Here is an 18,731-nt window from a genome sequence, read left to right on the forward strand (position 1 = left end):
AATGGCGGTACAGGCCATACACGCCGCCGGGTCAGCGCCGCGAGAGCCTCCAGGCCGCCGGGAGCAGCCCGGCCGCGACGACGATCTTGAGGGCGTCGCCGAGCAGGAAGGGCAGCACGCCGAGGGAGAGGCCGGTGGCGAGATCCACCTGGGCGACGGCGACGAGGACCGGCAGCCCGAAGGCGTAGATGACCAGGTTGCCGAGGATCATCGTGCCGATCGTGCGAGGGACGGTGCGGTCGCCGCCGCGCTCGGCGAGCTTGCCGACGACGGCCGCCGCGGCGACGAAGCCGATGACGTACCCGAAGGACGCCCCGCCGAAGCCGGAGGCGCCGTCGGCGAACCACGGCACGCCCGCGACCCCGGCCAGCAGGTAGAGCGCCATGCTCAGCACCGCGCGGTTCATGCCGAGGGCGGCGCCCACCAGCACGACCGCGAAGGTCTGGCCGCTGACCGGCACCGGCGAGCCGGGCAGCGGGAAGCTGAGCTGCGCCGCCAGGCCCGTCAGGGCGGCGCCGCCGACCACGAGCGCGACGTCGCGGACGCGGGAGGCGGGGATGAGGTCGGACAGTACGGCGGGCCTGGCCACCGAGGAGGCGTTTGCCATCGTGCTGGTCTCCTTTGGCAGATTCTTGATGTCCATTCTTCTGACATCTCCGGCAAGGGTCCTACGAGATCACCGCCAAGAACAGGGCGGGGTCTTTGTGTGGACGCCATAACGGCCATAACGGTCATGATGGCCGTAACATCCGCAACACCCGTAACATCCGGCCGGTCTGTCGTCCGTTCCCGGGCGGGCGTTAGCGTGTTCCCATGCGTTCCCGACGATCGTGTCTCGCGGTGCCCGGCAGCAACCCCAGGTTCCTGGAGAAGGCGCAGGGGCTCCCCGCGGACGAGGTCTTCCTCGACCTGGAGGACTCCGTCGCGCCGCTCGCCAAGGAGGGCGCGCGCAAGAACGTCGTGGCCGCCCTGCGCGAGGGCGACTGGTCGGGCAGGACGAGGGTCGTCCGGGTCAACGACCTCGGCACCCAGTGGACCTACCGGGACGTCATCGAGGTCGTGGAGGGCGCGGGGGAGTTCGTCGACTGCCTGATGCTGCCCAAGGTGGAGGACGCGGCCCAGGTGATGTGGCTCGACACGCTGCTCACCCAGATCGAGAAGGCGAACGGCCTCCCGGTCGGCCGGATCGGCATCGAGGCCCAGATCGAGAACGCCAGGGGCCTGGTCAACGTGGACGCCATCGGCGGCGCGTCCCCGCGCCTGGAGACGCTCGTGTTCGGCCCGGCCGACTTCATGGCCTCGATCAACATGCGGACCCTGGTGGTCGGTGAGCAGCCGCCCGGCTACACCGAGGGCGACGCCTACCACTACATCCTGATGCGGATCCTGATGGCCGCCAGGACACACGACCTGCAGGCCGTCGACGGCCCGTACCTGGCGATCAAGGATCTCGACGGGTTCCGCCGGGTGGCGGGGCGGGCCGCGGCGCTCGGGTTCGACGGGAAGTGGGTGCTGCACCCCTCCCAGATCGAGGCGGCGAACGAGGTGTTCTCGCCGCCGCAGGAGGACTATGACCACGCCGAGCTGATCCTCGACGCGTACGAGTACTACACGACGGTCGAGAGGCGCGGCGCGGTCATGCTCGGCGACGAGATGATCGACGAGGCGTCCAGGAAGATGGCGCTGGTGGTCGCGGCGAAGGGCAGGGCCGCCGGGCTGCGGCGGACCACGGCCTTCACCCCGCCTACAGCTTGATCCCGATGGTGGTGAAGAACCAGAACGACGAGGTCAGCCAGAGGCCGGTCAGGGCGACGAAGGTCAGCCCGCCGAGGACCGGGAGGGTCCAGCCGGGCAGGCCCCGCTTGGGCAGCGACAGCATCTTCGCGGTGAAGACACCGTAGAAGAAGCAGCCGAGCAGCGAGTGGATCATCACGCGCGGCACGTCGAACTGGGTGCCGAGCGCGTACAGGCAGTGGAGCGCCACCGGGATCGTGAGGATGAACGCGACCCGCCCCGACCAGCGGTGCAGGGTCCCGATCCACGGCACGTCCAGCTTGATCCGGCCCCACATGACCAGCGCGGAGAAGAGCTGGACCAGTGCGAGCAGGAACGCGCCGGTGGTGAGCCAGGCCTTCATGGCCAGCGCCCCGGAGAACCCGGCCAGGCCGATCGCGTACCCGGTGGGCGCGTGGACCCGCCCGTAGACGCCCAGCCCGACCGCGACCAGCCCGCCGACGACGAGCGGGACGAGGAGCGGCGCGATGTTGTTCGGCTGCCGGTGCTGGACCGGCGTGATCTGCGTGTCACTCATCAGAACCCCTCGATGAACTCGTCGACGTCCTGCGGGTCGACCTCCACGCCGTTCACGACGGCGTTCTCTCCCGGCTCGGGGATCGGCACCTCGGCGACCTTGTCACCCACGAGGGTGAGGCCGACCCTGGTGCCGTCGTCGAGGTAGATCCATCCGGCCCGGACGTTCGCGCCGCGCACGAGCGCGGTCGCCCGGTAGAGGCCGGAGGGCTTCTTCACGGTCGGCGCCTTGAAGGTCCACTTCTTACCGTCGAAACCGAGGTCTCCCGTGGCCCTGCCGCCGGCGAGCCGGGCGGTGAGTGAGGCGCCGTGGCGGCCGGACAGGGTGACCTTGCCGTCGGCGGCCTTGCCCTTCATCCAGGCCTCGATCTTGCCGTCGCAGAAGTAGCCGACCGCCTTGCCGTTCCTGATGGAGATGGCGATCAGCCCGCCGTTGCCGGTGACCCGCCCGGCGTAGTCGGCCTTGACGGGGGTGGGTTTGGCCGTCTTGACGGCCTCCGGCTCCGGTTCGGGCGTGGCCTCCGTGGTGGCCTGGGCCACCGGGGCGGCCACGTCGTCCTGTGCGTTGACGGCCTGTGTGGCCGGTGAGGTGGTGGCGCTGGCCACGCCGAGGGCGACGGCCATCACCGCTCCTGCCGCCAGTGTGTATACGGGCCCCAGCCGTGTCATATCCGCTCCCTGGGGTGGTGGGTTGTGAAGTCAGGTGTACATGCCGTCGTTCCGGGAGTCTGTGAACTAATCCGCACACGGGCCGACGAAGCCGGATTCCTGCCGGAGGCTTCTTGCCGGAGGTGGACCGCTGCCGACCGTTGCCGACTGTGATGCCTCGCGACTCTAGGCGGAGCGAGGTGTCGTTTAACGGGGTTTCACCGGAAAAACCGTGATTGACGGCCGGGGGCGTCACGTTCCGCGACAACGGGGGTGTCCCGCGACGCCGAGGATTACGTTCACCCGCCGCCTGGTGATCGTCCGAGGGCGCGTGACCGGCCCTCGCGCCCGGCCCTTACGCCCGTCCCGCGCATGGCCCTCGCGCCCGCGCCGTGACCGGTTCGCGTGACCGGCCCTGTGATCGGTTCGCGTGACCGGCTCTCGCGATCGGTCCCCCTGATCGCTCCCCGCGGTCGGTCCCAGCGTCGGTCCTCGCAACGGGGGATTCGGGGGATCTTCCAGTGGCTGATGTTTTTGAAATTTAAAGGATAAAACCTGACAATTCCGGCGCTCGGTTGATAAATCTGACTAGAGAGGTCTCGTCATTGCGGCCCGGACGTGTTGCTCTTGACTGTGTACGGAAGGCGGCCGGGTATCCGGCCGTGGGAGGTGATCGTTTCCGGAGAACGGGGTAGTAGTAGGGTCGCGTGCGATTTGCCGCATCCGTAGGGGTTGCGGCCTGCTGTTACGGAGACGACTGGAACGGTCCGGGGTGGTGACTCCGGGCTGGAACGGGCTTCCTGCAAGGAGGTGCTGAGCGTGGCCTCGGGCCCCCACGACCCGCGCTCGCGAGAGTGGCCGGCGGACGACGACGGCGTACACGACGATGCTGTGCACGAAGGCGGGTCCCAGGAGTCCCACCCGTCCCCGCCGACGATCCAGCACACCCCGCCGGGCCCCTCCGACGACGGGGCGCGAGGTCTCCCCATGGCGTCCCCGTGGATGCTCCCGCCGTTCGCGGCGCCCACCCCGGACGACGGCGAGCCGCCCCAGGCCCGCCCCGAGGGTCTCGGTGGCGAGCGTCGCCGCCCGTACGCCCGCCCCTACGGCCCCGCGTCCCCGCCTTCCACGCCTCAGCCTCCCGTACCTCAGCCTCCCGCGTCCCAGGCCGCCGGGCCCCCGCCCCCGCAGGAGCCTCCCGCCGGTCCCGCCGCCGATTCCCCGCCCGTGGAGGAGAGGCCCGGGGGGCCGGGACGCCACGCCACGCCCGAGCGGGGGCGTCCGCGCCTGGTGGACCGTCCGGACCTGCTGGTCGCCTCCGGGCCCGCCCCCGAGCGCAGGGGCAGGAGAAGGGCCGAACGGCCCGATCTCCTGGTCGCCTCGGCGCCGTCCCGGGAGACTTCGGCACCTCCTCGGGAGACGGAGATGGGCCGGACGGGACCTCCGCCCGTGCCCGAGGACCGGATCAGGGTCGAGCCGAGCATCGCGGCGACGCCGGAACCGGCGCCGGAGCCGGAGTCCCGGCCCGCGCCCAGACCGGAACCCGGAGCGCGGACCAGACCGGAACCCCGAGCGGAATCCAGGCCGGAGTCCAGGCCGGACCCCGGATCGGTGCCCGGCTTCGTGCCCGGACGGCCCGCCGAGCACGAGCGGTCGGCCGAGTACGAGCGGCCCGCCGAACCCGGATGGCCCGCCGGGCACGAGCGGCCCGCCGACCCCGGACGGCCCGCCGAGTACGAGCGGTCCGCCGAGCCTGAACCGTCCGCCGAGTACGAGCGGCCCCCCGTGCCGGTCGAGGACGACTTCGAACCCGTACGCCGCGTGGGCCGCCCGCCCGGTGGCAGGCCCGCCAGGCCCGACCTGCTCGTCGCGGAGGGCCCGCCCGGCAGGCGGGGGCCGAACGGCGGGCGGCACCACCGCCCGGCCACCGCGCCCTCCGCCGTGCGCCGTTCCACCCCGACCAGGCGCAGGCGCGGCCGGGGGCTGGTGATCCCGTTCCTGATGGTCCTCGTCCTCACCGTCGCGGTCGGCGGCGGCCTGGTCCTGTGGGGCTGGGTGAGCAGCCCGTTCGCCACCGGCCTCCGGCTGGTCGGCGACGAGGTGAGCTCGGGCGACGACAACTTCGTGCCGCAGGCCGGTGTCGGCGGCAACGGGTCCAACCAGGTGCTCAACGCGGTCGCCTCGGTGGGCTCCGTCATGGTCGCGGTCGGCAGCGACACCACCAGCCCGGTCCCCAGGCCGCTGTTCCTGGTCTCTCCCGACGGCGGCACGACCTGGCAGCTGGGCAGGGTGACCGGCCCGGCGGGGTACGAGACGGGGCCGACCACGGTGGGCCGGGTGGCGGGCGGCGACGGCCTCTGGCTGGCCGCGGGGAACGACCCCCTCGGTTCCGGGCACGGCCTGTGGACCAGCTCCGACGGCTACGGCTGGACCGCGGCCGACCCCGGCGAGCTGGGCGCCTTCACGCGTGGCGACAAGATCATGGACTTGGCCAGGACCGGCTCCGGGTTCGTCGCGGTCGGCGCCGCCGTACTGGACGACGGCACCACCGGGGCCGTCGCCTGGGTCTCCCCGGACGGGCGCGCCTGGGACCGGGTGGAGACCCGGGAGATCGGCATGCCGGACAAGGTGCGCGGCATCAAGGCGGTCGTCGCCAAGGGGGACACCGTCGTCGCGCTGGCCGACCCGGCCCAGGGCCAGTCCACCTCGGTCATCCTGCGCTCGTCCGACGGGGGCAGGAGCTGGCAGCGGACCGGCACCGCGCTCAACGACGTCGTCCCGGAGCCGGGAGCGCTCGCGGTGGCCGCCGACGGGTTCGTGCTCGTACCGACCCAGCAGCGCAGCGACGAGGGCGAGGTCCGCGTCTACTGCTCGCCCGAGGGCGCCGACTGGAAGGCTTGCGGCGCCATCACCGGCCTGGGGCCGGAGGGCACGGGTGTCAAGCGCCTCGCCTCCTCCTCTGCGGGGGTGGCCGCGGTCGTCGAGTCGGGCTTCGAGCGCTACACCGTCCACACCAGCGAGGACGGCCGCGACTGGAACAGGACCACCGACCTCGGCGAGGTGCCGGGCTCGCTGCGGGCCCTCGCGATGTCCGACAACGGCACGCTCGTCGTCGGCGGCGACGAGCGTGCCGCCGACGTGGACAACCGGGTGGTCCTCATCACCGCGCCCAAGGGCGGCGAGCCGAAGCCGGTGTCCCTGGGCGGGATCCAGGGCCTCGCCAGAGCCGCCCGCGAGACGGCCAGGGTGGCCGCGGGGGACGGCGGGTTCGTCGCCGTGGGCGCCGTCTCCGGCGACGCCGGGATCTGGAACAGCGGGAGCGGTGAGAACTGGAAGGCCGGTGGCCCGGCGCAGCTCCTCGGCGGCCCCAGGCGGCAGGCGCTGGCCGACGTCGCGCACGGCAGGCGGGGCTGGCTGACCGTCGGCAGCACGATGACCGACGCCTCCTCCACCGAACCGCTGATGCTCACCTCCTCCGACGGCCAGAGCTGGCGCAGGGTGCCGGTGCTGGGCCCCCTCGCCCCGGCGAACGACCACGACTTCCTCGCCCCGCACGCGGTGGCCGCGGGGCCGTCCGGCTACGTCATGGCGGGCGAGGACCGCGGGCCCGCCGCCACCGTGCCCGTCCTGTGGTTCTCCGCCGACCTCAAGCGCTTCGCCAGGGCCTCCAAGCTTCCCGCGGGCGGTACGGGGGTGCGGCTGCACGACGTCTCCGCGACCTCGTCCGGGTACGTGGCGGTCGGCGGCACCGGCACGGCCGAGCGCGAGACCGGGGTGGTCTGGGTGTCGGCCGACGGGGTCAACTGGACCGCGCGCAAGCCGGTCCTGCCCCCGGGGGCGACGTCCGCGGGCCTGCGGCACGTGGTCCTGTACGGCGGGTACGTCGTCGCGGCGGGCACGGCCAGGACGGAGGACGGCACGAGGGCCTTCGGCGCGGTGTCGGACGACAACGGGGCGAGCTGGGAGTTCTCCTGGCTCCCCGCCGACCGGGCGTCCGCCGTCCAGGACCTCGCCGCGACGCCGGAGGGTGTGGTGGCCGTCGGCTGGCACGGGGCGCCGGGGGCCGGCGACAGCGCGGCCTGGACCTCCGAGGACGGCCTGAAGTGGCAGCGCCACACCCCGCGCCAGGGCAGCCTGGACGGCGACGGCGCCCAGTGGCTCGGCGCGGTGGCGGTCTCCGGCGGCCAGGTCGTGGCCCTGGGCCGCTCCACCACCTACAGCGCGGACCACCTCACCCTGTGGCGCTCCACGCTCACCTCGTCGCGATGACCGGGAACCGCCGCGCTCCGCGCTCGCGGCGGTCCCGTGACCGGGCCGCGCGAACTCACCCGGGCGCGATGACCCCCCACTCGGCCAGCGCGTCCAGCAGGCCGGGGGTGAGGGGGAGCCGGGGGAGCTCCTCGGGGGTGAACCAGCGGGCGTCCGCGGCGTCGTCCCCGGCGGCGAGCGTGCCCCCGGAGACCTCGGCGAGATAGTCGCGGATCTCGTAGACGGCGCCACCGGGACCCGGGCGGTCGACGGTCCCGGCCAGGGGCCCGGGGACGACCGTCAGCCCGGTCTCCTCCAGGACCTCCCTGGCGACCGCCTCGGGGTCGGACTCCCCGGGTTCGACCCGCCCGCCGGGGACGGACCACAGGCCCTCACCGGGCGGCCGGCCCCGGCGGACCAGCAGCATCCGCCCCGAGCCGTCAAAGACGATCGCTCCGACACAATTTACGCGCACGTGAACAACATTACGTTGTGATAACGACCAAGCCTCTTGACGGATGGCCCGCCGAAGAAGCAGCGTGGGTAGGCGTGAAAGCCGCCCCTACGTGCCCACGGTGTTTCGGCCCGCTTCGTCCGCCGAGTGCTTGGTCAAGCTCCTGGAGATGCGGTCCCCACGGCGATGTCCTGCCGTTCCAGCCACCCAGACCTCCGTCCTCCGCGGCCGTGGAGGCCGTCACCCGAGGTGCCCGCGTGCCCGCCTGGGTTCCCTGGCCGCTGCCCACGGGGTGGCTGGTCACGGGGTTCGGCGAGGTGGGCGACGAGCGCAGCGACGTGCGGGCCACCGTGGTCGCGGTCTCCGGCCCCTCGCTGACCCACGGCCCCGCCGACCTGCTGATCATCGCCGAGGAGCCCGGAGTGGGGCTCGGCGCGGCGTTCGCGGGACTGGACGCCACCGACCCGGGGACCGGGTTCGACAAGGGCCCGCCGCACGCCAAGATCGACGTCCGGGGCCATCCGTCCGCCCTGTGGTGCGTCACCGCCGCCCCCGACCGGGCCGTCTACGCGGGCGAGGCGCTGGGAAACTGGCTCTGGGCGGTCGTGTGGCCCGCCGAGGCCGGTTATCTGATCACCCTGGCCGAGCTGTCCCTGCGTGACCTCCGCGACCAGGACCAGACCCTCGACCTGCCCTTCGGGGCGTTCTCGCCGCGTCTGGACGTCCCGGCGCCCTGACACCGCCGGGCCGCCCGCACCCGCCCCGCCCTCCCCTTCTCCGGAGACTTGACCCTTCTGTCCGAACCGGGGGGCGGGGGGAGGCAGTAAAGTTCGGAAGCGTGACAGCGCGTATCGAGCGAGTGGTGACCGAGGGCGTCGTCGATGTCGACGGCGTCGAGCACAAGGTCGAGAACAACACGTGGATCCTGGGTGACGACGAGGATGTCATCGTCATCGACGCCGCGCGCGACGCGGAGAGGATCCTGGAGAAGGTCGGCGAGCGGGAGGTGCTGGCGATCATCTGCACCCACGGCCTGCCCGACCACGTGGGCGCGGCCATCGAGGTCGCGGCCAGAGACGAGGCGGTGGTCGCACTCCACCCGAAGGACCGGCCGCTGTGGCGGCTGACCTGGCCCGACACCTGGCCGGACATCGACATGGAGGACGACGGCCTGTTCGAGGTCGGCGGCGTCCAGCTGGAGGTCATGTCCACCCCGGGCATCTCCCACGGTGGCGTCTCGCTGTACTGCGAGGCCCTGGACGCCGTCTTCACCGGCAAGACCCTCCAGGCCGACGGCCCCGGAAAGATCGGCGGTGAGTACCCCGCGCTGGCCGACCAGCTGACCGCCATCGGCGGGCGGCTGTTCACCCTGCCGCACCGCACCCGGGTGCTGCCCGCGCACGGCGAGGAGACGACCATCGGCGATCTGGAGCCCCAGTTCGACGCCTGGCTCTCCGGCTCGCTCACCCGCGACCCCGACGCGCCGGAGGAAGAGGAGGGTCCGCTGACCGACGGCACCCGCGTGTCCGGAATCCGGCTGAACCCCCGGAACGACCTGCTGTAGATGGACCAGCTTCCCCTGGAGGGCATGCCGCGGCGGCTCTACGCCTGCACGCCGTCGCGGCTGAACAACTGGCTCGACTGTCCCCGCCGCTACCGGTTCACCTACATGGACCGGCCCACGCCGCAGAAGGGCCCGCCGTGGGCGCACAACAGCGTGGGCGCCAGCGTGCACAACGCCCTGGCGGCCTGGTGGCGCGAGCCGTACGAGCGGCGCACGCCCGAGATCGCGCGGAGCCTGCTCGCCACGGGATGGATCAACGAGGGGTTCCGCGACGCCGAGCAGTCGCGGACCTGGCGTGACAGGGCCGGGGAGATGGTCTCCGGATACGTCGCGAGCCTCGACCCGTCCGCCGAGCCGGTCGGCGTCGAGCGTACGGTCGCCACGCGCACGTCCGTCCTGGCGCTCTCCGGCCGGGTGGACCGGCTCGACCGGCGCGGCGAGGAGCTGGTCGTGGTCGACTACAAGACCGGCCGCCGCCCGCTGAGCACCGACGACGCCCGTTCCTCGCTCGCGCTCGCGGTCTACGCCATCGCCTCCTCCCGGATGATGCGCCGCCCCTGCCACCGGGTCGAGCTGCACCACCTGCCGACCGCCTCGATCGTGGAGTGGGAGCACAGCGACGAGTCGCTCGCCCGCCACCTGGGCCACGCCGAGGAGATCGCCGCCGAGGCCTCCGAGGCCGACGAGCGCTACAAGGAGTGGTCGGCCACCACCCGCCCCAAGGGGACCGCGCCGCCCAAGGCGCGCGGCGGCGGCGACCGTTCCGCCCCCGAGGTGCCCCCCGAGATCGACGCGGTCTTCCCGCCCCGTACGGGCCCGCTGTGCTCGTGGTGCGACTTCCGCCGCCACTGCCCCGAGGGCCAGGCCGTGGGCGAAGACCGCGAGCCCTGGGCCGCCCTCGCCGACTGACCCCCGCGGGCGAGGCCCGCCCCTCCTGATCTCCCGGGACCGAGGCCGAGGCCGCGTTCGCGCCAGAGATCGGTGAGAGGTCAGGAGGGCCGGGACGGCCAGCGGCGCGGGTCGGTCAGCCCCCTGAGCCCCCCGCCCATGTCGTAGCCCGCCGCGCCGAGCCGCTCGCGCGAGGCGGCGAGCATCTCGCGGGTGGCGGGCATGAACGCCCGGTCGTGGACGGGCTCGGGCAGCGTGCCCAGGGCGAGCCGGAACGCTCTCAGCCCCGCGGTCACCGCACCCGGCGGCACCTCGGGCAGCACGCCGTACATCCGCCTGGCCCAGTCAGGCAGCGCGTAGTAGCAGAGCGCCCCGAAGGGGAAGTAGACGGGTTTGCCCGGGGCGAGGGCGCGCAGCCCGTCGGGCAGGCGCGGCCACATCAGGAAGCGGACCGTGGACACGGCCTCGGGGGTGGCCCTCAGCAGCGGGCGCGTCGCGGCGAAGTAGTCGTCCAGCTCCGCCAGGGAGCCGGGCACGTCCTCGGCGTGCAGGCCGACGTAGGTGGCGCTGCGGCGCTGCTCGGCCAGGTAGCGGTCGGCCTGGCGGTCGTCGAGCCCCAGGCCCGAGCGCCGCGCCACGGACAGGTAGGAGGAGACCTCCGCGCAGTGCACCCAGAGCAGCAGCTCCGGGTCGTCCACCCGGCGGACCCGGCCGGTGCCGGGGTCGTCGAAGCGCAGCCGCCGGTGGATCCCCCGGACGCGGCGGCCGATCTCGTCGGCCTCGGCGGGACTGCCGAAGGTGACCCTGCCCACGAAGTCCGCCGTACGCCGGAGCCTCCCGAACGGGTCCCGCCGGAAGTCGGAGTTCTGCCAGACCCCGCGCATCGCGAGCGGGTGCAGGGCCTGGAGCATGAGGCCGCCGACCCCGCCGATCCACATGGAGCGGTCGATGTGCACCAGCCACGTCGCGGTGTGCGGTGGCTGGACGACGATCTTCCCGATGTCCTCGATGCTGGCCATGGTCGGCACATGGTGACACGGCGTCCAGCGGCCCGTCCAACAAGACCGGGCCCCCGGCCGGTCAGCTCCTCAGGCGGCTCTCGGCGGCGTTCCAGAAGCGGATGAGGGCGGCGGCCGTGGTCTCGGGGGCCTCCACCGCGGGGGAGTGGGCAGAGCCGGGGACGACCACGCAGTCGGCGTCCAGGCGGCGGGCCATCTCCGACTGCATGCGGGGCGGCCAGCCGTCGTCGTGCTCGCCGTACAGGACCAGGGTGTCGATCCCGACCTGGGTGAGCTCGTCGCACCGGTCGGGCGCGGAGAGCACCTCCTCGGTCATCGTGAGCATGCCGACGGGCGAGTTGGCGAACAGCCGCTTGCGCAGGAAGGCGATGATCTCGTCGGACACCCCCGAGGCCAGGGCCTCGGGCTCCATCCGGGTGTGCCACAGGTGCTCCAGGCCGACGCCGGGCAGCTCCGAGATCATGAAGCGGCCCGCGCGCTCGCGGGGCCCGACGATCGCGGCGGGCCCGGAGCTCATGAGCGTGTAGGACACGAACCGGGTGCGGCCGTCGATGACCGCCTCCCGGGTGACCAGGCCGCCGAACGAGTGGCCGACCAGGTGGATCGGGCCGCCGTGGCCGATCACCTGGGCCAGGACGTCGACGTCGTTGCCGAGCGCCGCGCAGGTGTAGGCGCTCCTGTCGTCAGGGCCGTTCGTCTCGAACTGGCCGCGCATGTCGACCGCGACGACCTGACGGCCCGACTGCGCGAGCGTCTGCAGGACCGCGATGAAGTCTTCCTTGCTGCCGGTCAGGCCGGGAACGAGCAGGGCGGGCCACCGCTCGGGGATGCCGCTGACGGGCAGGGCCTCCAGTACGGCGAAGGCGCCCACCGCCGTCTCGATCTGACGAGAGCGGACGCCAGGAGGCAGGGTCAGAAAACGCGGCGTACTCACGTGGCCCCACGATACCTCTCTTGGTGACATCGCTCCGTGCGTCCGGAAGGGGCCGGGAGCGTGAAAAAGGGGCGCCACCGGCAAGGTCGCGCCCCTTCACATGGTGACACTTCTAGTTGGGGCGACGCGTTCCCCGCTGTTGCTGGCCGCTGCGCGCCGGGGGGCGACGGCGGCTCTGCACGCGTTCCGAGGCCGCCGAGGGGGCGATCTCGTCGTCCTCCGACGCCAGGTCGGGCGACTTGAAGATCACCGAGAACGGGCTCGGAGGAATGATCTTCTCGGGCTGCGGCCGGGGCCTGGGGGCCTCCGCCACGGGCTCGTCGTCCCAGCGCTCTGCCATGGTGTCGTCGTCCTCTCCGGGATCCGTGAACTCCGCCACCCGCTCCTCGGCCCACGACGGAGCCGAGGGGGCCTCCGCGACCGCCGGGGTCACCGGGGTCACCTGGACGTCCGCCTGCTGCTCGCGCCTGCCGCGGCGCTGCCGGCGAACCGGCTCCTCCGCCACGGGCTCGGCGTGCGCCGGGACAGCCTGTGCCGCCGGGGCCACCGGGGTCTCCGGTGCCTCCGCCGTGCCGACGAGGCTCACCTCGGGATTCAGACCCGCCTTGCGAGCCCGTCCCCTGCGGGGCGCGGTCTCGGCGGACTGCTCGTCACGGACGTCCCTGCGGGCTGCCATGTCGGGCTCCACCTCGGCGATCTCGACGACAGGGGGCTGAACCTCCTCGGCCACGACCGGCGCGGGGGTCTCCTCGCCGGTACGGCCTCCGCGGGTGCGGCGGCGCTCGCGGGACGTGCGCGCGGGGCGCTCACGGCGCTCCTCGCGGTCGTCGTCGCGTCCCCTGCGGGAGTCGTCCTCGCGCCCCTTGCGCGGGGAGCGGGACCGGATGCGGCCCGTCTCGCCGAGATCCTCGACCTCCTCGGCGGCCAGGCCCGCCCGGGAGCGGTTGGCGCGCGGCAGCACGCCCTTGGTGCCCTCGGGGATGCCCAGGTCGCTGAAGACGTGCGGGGAGGTCGAGTAGGTCTCGACCGGCTCGGGGAAGGGGAGCGAGAGCGCGTTGTTGATGACCTTCCAGCGAGTGAGGTCCTCCCACTCGACGAAGGTCACCGCGACGCCTGTCTTGCCGGCCCGGCCGGTGCGGCCGATCCGGTGGACGTACGCCTTCTCGTCCTGCGGGCAGTCGTAGTTGACGACGTGGGTGACGTCGTCGACGTCGATGCCGCGCGCCGCGACGTCGGTCGCGACCAGCACGTCGATCTTGCCGTTGCGGAAGGCCCGCAGGGCCTGCTCGCGCTGGCCCTGGCCGAGGTCGCCGTGCACGGCCGCGGCGGCGAAGCCGCGCTCCTTGAGCTGCTCGACGACCATGTCGCAGGCGCGCTTGGTCTCACAGAAGATCATCGTGAGCCCGCGGCCCTCGCACTGCAGCAGGCGGCCGACGATCTCGATCTTGTCCATCCGGTGCGTGCGCCAGACGAACTGCGTCGTCTGCGGGGTCGCCTCGGCCTCGATGTCGTTGTTCTCGGCCCGTACGTGGGTGGGACGGGTGAGGTAACGCCTGGACAGGGCGACGATCTCGCCCGGCAGGGTCGCGGAGAACAGCATCGTCTGCCGCTCCGCGGGGATGAGCTTGATGATGCGCTCGATGTCGGGCAGGAAGCCCAGGTCGAGCATCCGGTCGGCCTCGTCCAGGACGAGCGTGCCGATCTGGCTGAGGTCGAGGTGCTTCTGCTTGACCAGGTCGAGCAGGCGGCCCGGGGTGCCGACGATGACGTCGACGCCCTGCTTGAGCGCCTCGATCTGGGGTTCGTAGGCGCGCCCGCCGTACACGGTGAGGATCCGCGAGCCGAGCTTGCCGGCCGCCGTCACGAGGTCCTCGGTGACCTGGACGGCGAGCTCGCGGGTCGGCACGACGACCAGCCCGCGGGGCTTCTTGCGGTTCTTCCTCGGCTTGCCGACACGTTGCAGCATCGCCACGCCGAAGGCGTAGGTCTTGCCGGTGCCGGTGCGCGCCTGGCCGATGATGTCCTGGCCGTTGAGGGCCAGGGGGAGTGCCATTTCCTGGATCGGGAACGGCGCGATGATGCCCTCGGTCTCAAGGGCATCGGCGATCTCTGGGGTGACTCCGAGGTCTCGGAACGTCGTCAGCTTGGCCTGCCTAAATCTCCGTTGAAGGCAGGCCTGCCGGGACCACGGGCAGAAAACGTGTTCCCCGTGCCGGGTCCTCGCGGAAGGTCCAGCCCTCTCATGTCATCAGCGACCGCTGCGGCGTCACGCCGACTTTTGGGGGCGTCCGGGAGTGGATATCCCGGATTAACACGGTGCGGTCGCACTTTCACAGAGCAGTGTACTCGATACCACAACGGAGAACCGATTTCTTCGTATTCCCGGTGAATCGTGAGGTCGCTGAGCTCGTAGGCTGCGTCCATGAGCGATTCCCCTCCCGGTGTCTCCGACCTGCTCGGCGTCCTCGCCTACGCCGAGCTGACCGCGTTCCTCAGACTCGCCGAGGACGCCACCCGGTACGCCCCCTCACTGACCGATCAGGCGGCCCTCGGCGGCCTCGCGGCGGCCGAGTACGCGCACTTCGAGTTGCTCCGCGACCGGCTCTCCTCCCTCGGGGTGGATCCCGAGAAGGCGATGGAGCCGTTCACCGGGCCGCTGGACGACTGGCACGCCCTCACCTTCCCCGGGGACTGGCTGGAGGCTCTCGTCAAGGCGTACGTCGGCACGGGGATCGCGCTCGACTTCTACCGCGAGGCGGCCATCGGCGTGGACGACGAGACGCGGAACCTCGTCGACGAGGTCCTCGCGGACGAGGGGCGGTCGCAGTTCGCCGTCGAGAGGGTCCGCGCGGCGCTCCAGGAGGACCCCAAGCAGGGCGGGCGGCTGGCGCTGTGGGCCAGGCGCCTGGTGGGGGAGGCGCTGAGCCAGGGGCAGCACGTGGCCGCCGCCAGGCCCGAGCTCGCGGCCCTGCTGGTGGAGGCGGCGGGGGAGGACATCGGCCGGATGTTCGCCCGGCTGACCGAGGCGCACGGCCGGCGGATGGCCGCCCTCGGGCTGACCCCGGGTCCCTAGCGGCCCTTCACCTTTGGCGCGAACGCCGGAGCACCGCGGACGAATCCGGTAGCGTGCGGGACATGAGGGCCTCGCGCCGCTATGGCAGTTCCTTGACGAGATGTGGGCCGAACCGCTGGACTTCGCGTCCCGTGCTGCGCAGAGGGGGCGCGGGCTGCCCGGCGATCAGCCGGGGGCGGGAGCATCTCCGCCGCGTCAGACGCCCGCGCTGCTGCGGGCTCGACGAGCGGGACGAGTGCTCGGGCACCTGAGGGACGGGCGCTCCCGGGGCGGGGATCCCCGCCCGGTGTTCCCGTCACGGTGTTCGTGAGTCCAGTAGTCCCGAGGCCGCCGCTCCTCCCGGCCGGTCCCGGACCGGGGTCTCCTCCGGCCGTTCCCGAGCCGGTGCCCCTTCCGGCCGGCGGGGCGCGCCCGCACCGGATCCGCGGACCGCGCCATGTCGCGAAGGGCGACCTGGCGCGAGTCCGGAATCCGTCAGAGCGTGCCGCCGAAGCCGACGGGGCGCGCCTCCTCCTCGCCGATCTCGATGAAGCCGAGTGAGGCGACCGGGACGATGATCTTCCGGCCGTTCACGTCGGTGATGGTGAAGACACCGTTGCCGGACGCGAGGGCGGCGTTGAGCTCGCTCTCGACCTGCTCGGCCGTGAGGTCGGTCTCCACTACGAGTTCACGGTGTACGGAACGTACGCCGATCTTGATTTCCATCGTGCTCCCTTTCGATGAGGGTTGCTCGTCCCATGGTCGCCCCATCGGGGATCCGACGCGCCGGTTGATCGCGGGAAGCGAACAGCCCGGCCGGGAGGCCTGAGGATTCCCGGACGCGGGTGAGGTGCGGGGAGACCGGCCCGCCGGGGGGCGGGGTGCCCGGGGGCTCAGTGGTCGGCGACGGTGCGGGGGAAGCCGGAGATGCCGCGCCACGACAGGCGGGCGATGAGCTGGGTGGCCGCGTCCTTGGGGATGGAGCCGTTGCTGCTGATCCAGTAACGGGCGCTGACCTCGGCCATGCCGACGAGCCCGACGCCGAGCAGGCGCGCCTCGTCGCTGGAGCAGCCGGTGTCCTCCTGGATGACCTGGCTGATCATCTCGGCGCTCTCGCGGAGGTTGCGCTCCATGCGCTGGCGGACCGGGGCGACGTTGCGGAGGTCCGACTCGAACACGAGCCGGAACGCCTCGCCCTGGCTGGAGACGAAGTCGAAGAAGGCGCCGATCGCGGCCTGGACGCGCTGCTTGTTGTCCGTGGTGGAGGCGAGGGCGTCGCGACAGCGGGCGATCATGTCGTCCACGTGCAGGTCGAGCAGGGCGAGATACAGCTCCTGCTTGCCGGGGAAGTGCTGGTAGAGGACCGGCTTGCTCACCCCTGCCCGCTCGGCGATCTCGTCCATCGCGGCCGCGTGGTAGCCGTTCTCCACGAACACCTCCTGCGCCGCGCTGAGCAGCTGGCGGCGGCGGGCCGTCCGGGGCAGCCGGGTGCCCCGGGGCTTGGCGTCCGGGGTAGCGGTCACGTGGTCTCCTCGTGTGAAGCTCCTGGCGTCTGTGGCCATCCTACGCGTGGGTAACCCGGGTCAGCGATAATCGTCCTCGTCGAGCTCGACGGTGCGCCGCTGCTCGAAGGCGTCCGCGGGATCGGCCTCCAGGGGGATGGAATCGGGCCACTCCGACCCCTCCTCGCGAGCCGTGCGGCTCTGCTCGGCGGCGTCGGCGGGGTCGACCTCGATCGGAAGGTCGACGGGCGCGTCGGAGCCGTTCTCGCGCACCGGCCGGTGTTGCTCGGCGGCGTCGGCCTCGGGCGTCTCGACGGAGAGCTCCTCGGGAAGGTCGGCAACCGCTTCCCCGTACGATCTGTCGCCGCGCGCGTTCATATGTCTGACATCCCCTGTCGTCATCCGGGCTTCGGCACGTTCCCTCTCCTCACCCGGTTCCTGCAAACGTCGGACATCGCCCAGCGTACGACCTGGGGTGCCGCGCGCCGAGAAAGACGCGGCATCGGATTGCCCATGGCGGCGCCTGCCTCGTTGACGGTCTTTCACGGCTGTCCGGCGATATTTGCGAACGTGAGTGCGATGGGTGGAGCGCCGAGTGGGTGCTCGGCGGGAAGGGCCGCGCCGAGTGGATCGAGGGGGCCGTGTTGTTCGGGGCGTGAGGAAGGCGAGGGGGCAGAGAGAGCAGAGGGAGCAGGGGGCTGGTTCGAGGGAGGCGACGGGTCCGAGGGGGCGGGGCCGGGCGGTGTCGTGGTGGGCGGGGGATTCCGCGCCGGGCGCCGGGACCTCCCGGATATCGGGACCCCTCGAATTTCAAGGCTTTGTGAATATCGGGATCTCCCGGATATAGGGACGTCCTGGATATCGGGATCTCCCGGATATGACAGAGCGGGGGCTCCGCGGTCGGAAAACCGCGGAGCCCCCGCCTGTGATTCGTGAGAAATGAGAACTCGCACTGTATCGAGATTCGGAATCCCGGGAAATGTCTTCCCGGCCTTCCGTGCTCACCGTCCGGATCGGTGTTCTTCCGTGGAAGAACGCGATCCTGGTGAATACGGGATTCCTACCCCTCCGTCACGGTTCCGGAGCCGCTGTGAAACGCGGTTCCAGCCGTTGTCGGCCTCGTGTTCCGATCCCGTGTCGAGCGTGGATCAGGACGACGTGGCTGCGGTGCCCGTGCCCGGAACGACCGGAGGCGGAGGCGGAGTCGAAGTGGTGTCCCCGAGCGGCACGAGGCGGTCGGAGCGGGTCCTGTTGTCCAGGCGGTTGCGGTTGCAGTTGTCCTGGTTGAGCGTCAGCCTGAAGCGGTGGTGACTACGACGGTAGTGACGGTCACGGCCGCAGCAGCCGCCGCCGCCCCAGGTCGTGAAGGTGCCGGCGGTGACCGCGGTGGTCATCGCGTTGGCGCTCGTGATGGTGGTCGCCGCGCCCATGGCGACGACTCCGCCGGCCAGTGCCGTGCTGATCGCGAGCCCTGCGAGAACACTCTTGAACTCGGGCATTGCGTTTCCCCCTTGAAAGGATCGATTTACCAATTTTTGGCATTTCCGTATGAGCCGGAAATTGCCAGAGATGGCTAGAGATGGCCGGTGATGAGCCATCCCTGGTTGTCATAGTTTCCTCGTATGTCTGCCGACAAACAGAGATCGAAGGCTTTTACCCTACTCTTAGCTATTTATCGTCGACGTTGGATGCTTATTGATGGCTTTAAAGTGAAATGTATTTAATGTCGGATTTGTTCTTCTGGGACGCGGGAGGGCCGGTGTCGCCGGGAGGTGGGCCGGTGTCACTCCCGTGCGCCGTTCCCGTGTGCCGCGCGGTGTCGCCGCGATGTCCCCGGCCCCGGGGCCGGGACCTCCCGGAAGGGGGACCGGCCCCTCGCGGGAGCGGATCCGTCGCCGCGCTTCGGCGTCGAGGCCGTACTCCGGTCCGGAGGTGGATCGCCCTCGGGGGCGTCGGAAATGGGAGATAACAGACGAAAGCCCCGCGATTCGGAAACCGCGGGGCCTCGCCTGTGATCTCGTGAAATGAACAACTCGCACTATGTCGAGGGTCAGGGGCCCGGGGATCTCTCCTCAGGTTCCCGCCGTCGCCGTTCGACCGGTGTTTCCGGAT

The 18,731-nt window shown here is 71.7% G+C and carries 17 protein-coding genes; 6 read left to right on the forward strand and 11 right to left on the reverse strand.

Annotated features, from left to right (window positions below; translation table 11 throughout):
• Positions 1–31: 31 nt before the first annotated feature.
• Positions 32–607 carry a biotin transporter BioY gene (locus ABT053_RS25805; RefSeq protein ID WP_350972050.1) on the reverse strand — a complete coding sequence of 192 codons (576 nt, stop codon included), beginning with the start codon at positions 605–607 and terminating at the stop codon, positions 32–34.
• 206 nt (positions 608–813) lie between these two features.
• Here ABT053_RS25805 and ABT053_RS25810 point away from each other — a divergent pair, with 206 nt between their 5' ends.
• Positions 814–1,755 carry an HpcH/HpaI aldolase/citrate lyase family protein gene (locus ABT053_RS25810; RefSeq protein ID WP_350972051.1) on the forward strand — a complete coding sequence of 314 codons (942 nt, stop codon included), beginning with the start codon at positions 814–816 and terminating at the stop codon, positions 1,753–1,755.
• Here the strand turns inward: ABT053_RS25810 and ABT053_RS25815 are convergent.
• Complete coding sequence (locus tag ABT053_RS25815; RefSeq protein WP_350972052.1) at positions 1,745–2,311, reverse strand: DUF6529 family protein; 567 nt, start codon at positions 2,309–2,311, stop codon at positions 1,745–1,747. The genes ABT053_RS25810 and ABT053_RS25815 overlap by 11 nt on opposite strands.
• Positions 2,311–2,934, reverse strand: coding sequence for a hypothetical protein (locus tag ABT053_RS25820; RefSeq protein WP_350972054.1), 624 nt, complete (start codon positions 2,932–2,934; stop codon positions 2,311–2,313). Before ABT053_RS25820 ends, ABT053_RS25815 begins: the two co-directional genes overlap by 1 nt.
• A gap of 843 nt (positions 2,935–3,777) precedes the next feature.
• Between ABT053_RS25820 and ABT053_RS25825 the strand changes: the two genes are divergently transcribed.
• A complete protein-coding gene (locus ABT053_RS25825; protein WP_350972056.1) occupies positions 3,778–7,227 on the forward strand; it encodes a sialidase family protein in 3,450 nt (1,149 codons plus the stop codon).
• A 55-nt stretch (positions 7,228–7,282) separates the two neighbouring features.
• Here ABT053_RS25825 and ABT053_RS25830 read toward each other — a convergent pair whose 3' ends face one another.
• Complete coding sequence (locus ABT053_RS25830; RefSeq protein ID WP_350972057.1) at positions 7,283–7,681, reverse strand: NUDIX hydrolase; 399 nt, start codon at positions 7,679–7,681, stop codon at positions 7,283–7,285.
• Positions 7,682–7,755: 74 nt separating this feature from the next.
• Between ABT053_RS25830 and ABT053_RS25835 the strand changes: the two genes are divergently transcribed.
• From ABT053_RS25835 to ABT053_RS25845, 3 genes are all read left to right on the forward strand, one after another.
• Entirely contained in the window at positions 7,756–8,397 is a 642-nt protein-coding gene (locus tag ABT053_RS25835) for a DUF6758 family protein (protein WP_350972175.1), read from the forward strand.
• 101 nt (positions 8,398–8,498) lie between these two features.
• Positions 8,499–9,224, forward strand: a complete 726-nt coding sequence (locus tag ABT053_RS25840; protein WP_350972059.1) for an MBL fold metallo-hydrolase — start codon at positions 8,499–8,501, stop codon at positions 9,222–9,224.
• Positions 9,225–10,133, forward strand: a complete 909-nt coding sequence (locus ABT053_RS25845) for a RecB family exonuclease (RefSeq protein ID WP_350972060.1) — start codon at positions 9,225–9,227, stop codon at positions 10,131–10,133.
• Between the two features lie 80 nt (positions 10,134–10,213).
• On the opposite strand, the gene ABT053_RS25850 is transcribed toward ABT053_RS25845, so the two are convergent.
• From ABT053_RS25850 to ABT053_RS25860, 3 genes are all read right to left on the reverse strand, one after another.
• Positions 10,214–11,131 carry an oxygenase MpaB family protein gene (locus tag ABT053_RS25850; protein WP_350972061.1) on the reverse strand — a complete coding sequence of 306 codons (918 nt, stop codon included), beginning with the start codon at positions 11,129–11,131 and terminating at the stop codon, positions 10,214–10,216.
• Between the two features lie 61 nt (positions 11,132–11,192).
• Positions 11,193–12,065 carry an alpha/beta fold hydrolase gene (locus tag ABT053_RS25855; RefSeq protein ID WP_350972062.1) on the reverse strand — a complete coding sequence of 291 codons (873 nt, stop codon included), beginning with the start codon at positions 12,063–12,065 and terminating at the stop codon, positions 11,193–11,195.
• Between the two features lie 112 nt (positions 12,066–12,177).
• Entirely contained in the window at positions 12,178–14,118 is a 1,941-nt protein-coding gene (locus ABT053_RS25860) for a DEAD/DEAH box helicase (protein WP_350972064.1), read from the reverse strand.
• A 369-nt stretch (positions 14,119–14,487) separates the two neighbouring features.
• On the opposite strand from ABT053_RS25860, the gene ABT053_RS25865 reads away from it, so the two are divergent.
• Positions 14,488–15,138: a ferritin-like fold-containing protein gene (locus ABT053_RS25865; protein ID WP_350972066.1), complete on the forward strand. Its 651-nt coding sequence runs from the start codon at positions 14,488–14,490 to the stop codon at positions 15,136–15,138.
• A gap of 474 nt (positions 15,139–15,612) precedes the next feature.
• Here ABT053_RS25865 and ABT053_RS25870 read toward each other — a convergent pair whose 3' ends face one another.
• From ABT053_RS25870 to ABT053_RS25885, 4 genes are all read right to left on the reverse strand, one after another.
• Positions 15,613–15,843, reverse strand: a complete 231-nt coding sequence (locus ABT053_RS25870; RefSeq protein ID WP_350972068.1) for a DUF3107 domain-containing protein — start codon at positions 15,841–15,843, stop codon at positions 15,613–15,615.
• A 167-nt stretch (positions 15,844–16,010) separates the two neighbouring features.
• Positions 16,011–16,640, reverse strand: a complete 630-nt coding sequence (locus ABT053_RS25875) for a TetR/AcrR family transcriptional regulator (RefSeq protein WP_329085733.1) — start codon at positions 16,638–16,640, stop codon at positions 16,011–16,013.
• Between the two features lie 60 nt (positions 16,641–16,700).
• Positions 16,701–16,997 carry a hypothetical protein gene (locus ABT053_RS25880; RefSeq protein WP_350972069.1) on the reverse strand — a complete coding sequence of 99 codons (297 nt, stop codon included), beginning with the start codon at positions 16,995–16,997 and terminating at the stop codon, positions 16,701–16,703.
• A 770-nt stretch (positions 16,998–17,767) separates the two neighbouring features.
• Complete coding sequence (locus ABT053_RS25885) at positions 17,768–18,118, reverse strand: hypothetical protein (RefSeq protein WP_350972071.1); 351 nt, start codon at positions 18,116–18,118, stop codon at positions 17,768–17,770.
• Positions 18,119–18,731: the final 613 nt, after the last annotated feature.

The organism is Streptosporangium sp. NPDC002524 (assembly GCF_040295985.1).
Lineage (GTDB): Bacteria > Actinomycetota > Actinomycetes > Streptosporangiales > Streptosporangiaceae > Streptosporangium.